General features: G+C 53.6%; 2 protein-coding genes and 1 pseudogene. 2 read left to right on the top strand and 1 reads right to left on the bottom strand.

The window, feature by feature from the left end; genetic code table 11:
* Positions 1–310 (top strand): annotated as a pseudogene (locus tag BOO71_RS00625) (hypothetical protein); the annotation flags it as partial.
* Positions 311–321: 11 nt separating this feature from the next.
* Here the strand turns inward: BOO71_RS00625 and BOO71_RS27495 are convergent.
* Positions 322–486 carry a hypothetical protein gene (locus tag BOO71_RS27495; protein ID WP_175607321.1) on the bottom strand — a complete coding sequence of 55 codons (165 nt, stop codon included), beginning with the start codon at positions 484–486 and terminating at the stop codon, positions 322–324.
* Positions 487–825: 339 nt separating this feature from the next.
* Between BOO71_RS27495 and BOO71_RS27490 the strand changes: the two genes are divergently transcribed.
* On the top strand, positions 826–1,464 hold a 639-nt coding region (locus tag BOO71_RS27490), incomplete at its 3' end, for a transposase (RefSeq protein ID WP_439823013.1).

The following is a 1,464-nucleotide window of genomic DNA, read 5'->3' as shown; positions in this document are numbered from 1 at the left end:
AGGGAAACGCCGCTGGCGAATCGAAGCCTTTTTCAAAACGATCAAGGGCCGCTTCGGACTTGAACGCTTTGCGCAGCACAGCAAACAGGGTGTCTTGCGCTGGTGGTGCCTCTCCGGCTTGGCCTTCCTGCTCTGTCATCTCCAGGACCTTGACCTCCCTCTTCGCCTGCCGGGCATATGGCCTGACTGGGGCGACCTGGCGAGAACCGTGAGGTTCTCGTTCGTCCCCGACGTGCATCGTCGTGCGCTTCAATTGGAGCTAGACGCGCTCGATGCCTTCCAGCACGCATCCCCTGCCCTCATTGTCTAAACTGCAAGATGTCAGTTAACTTCAAATGCTTCTATCTGATTTCTTGCTTTTCCAGTAAGTTTATGACGATCTATCCAAAAATTATCATGCTCTAAGACATTAAGAAGATGACTAATATTAGAGTTAATTGCTTCTGTCTCTTGGACTTTTATATATAAGTCTTCCCATTTTTTCATTTATAGTCTCCAAATTAAAGAGGCTTTCGCATTGTAGCCTCAATCGCCCGAAACCCCCGTTAAGATTGCAAGGCGTAATCCAGTAAGTTTACCCAATGCCCATACTGCGCACTTTTGCTGCTAATTTGCTGTTAGAAAGCAAGCTCGACAGGCTCTAAAGGGGCTGGAGTTCGGCGTCAGATCGAAAGTACAAACTTTGGCTTCGCCTTCCAACATACTCGAAGTCGTGCACGGGAATAACGACTGGGACAGTCTTTAGGCCCTTCTCAGTACCTGACACTTTGAGGTAAATCCCGACTGGGACACAGAAAAAAATGCCAACGGGCGGCTGATGGGTGTGTGATGCACACCAACGCCGCCCTGACTGATCTTGACACCTTCGTCGCCTTCCTGAAAGAGCGACTTCCTCACCACCGGATTGACCTGCTGCGCCGAGTCGCCGCCGTGGTCTTTGGCATCGTTCAGGCCGAAACCACGCGGCACCGCAAGATTGCCATCCACCTTCGCAGCACGGCAACGCTGGATTCCAGAACGAAGACCGTCGCCCGAACCTTCCATGACGCTGGACTCTCTGAGCAGGATGTACTGGACATCCTGCTGCCGCTGCTTCCAGACGGCAAATTGATCTTCGTCATGGACCGCACCAATTGGAAGCATGGACAGGCCGACATCAACATCCTGGCGCTGGGCGTGCTGCTCGGTGATGTCGTGATCCCGCTCGTCCATGAGGTGTTGCCGCACGGCGGCAACAGTCACAGTGAGCTGCGTATCGCCCTGGTGAGCAGATTGCTGAAGTCCGTCCCAGCGGGGCGGTGGCGTGTTTTGATCGCTGACCGTGAGTTCGTGGGCAAAGCGTGGTTCGAGTTTCTGCACCAGAAACGGATCAAGCGGTGCATCCGCATCAAGGAGACCACCCGCATGGATGAACTGCTGGTGCGTGAACAGTACAAGAATCTGCGTCCTGGACAGGTACGAGGA

It is taken from the genome of Deinococcus marmoris, from assembly GCF_001949125.1.
Classification (GTDB): Bacteria; Deinococcota; Deinococci; order Deinococcales; family Deinococcaceae; genus Deinococcus; species Deinococcus marmoris_A.
Note: the sequence above shows the minus strand (reverse complement) of the source record. Positions and strands in the feature narration are given on the sequence as shown.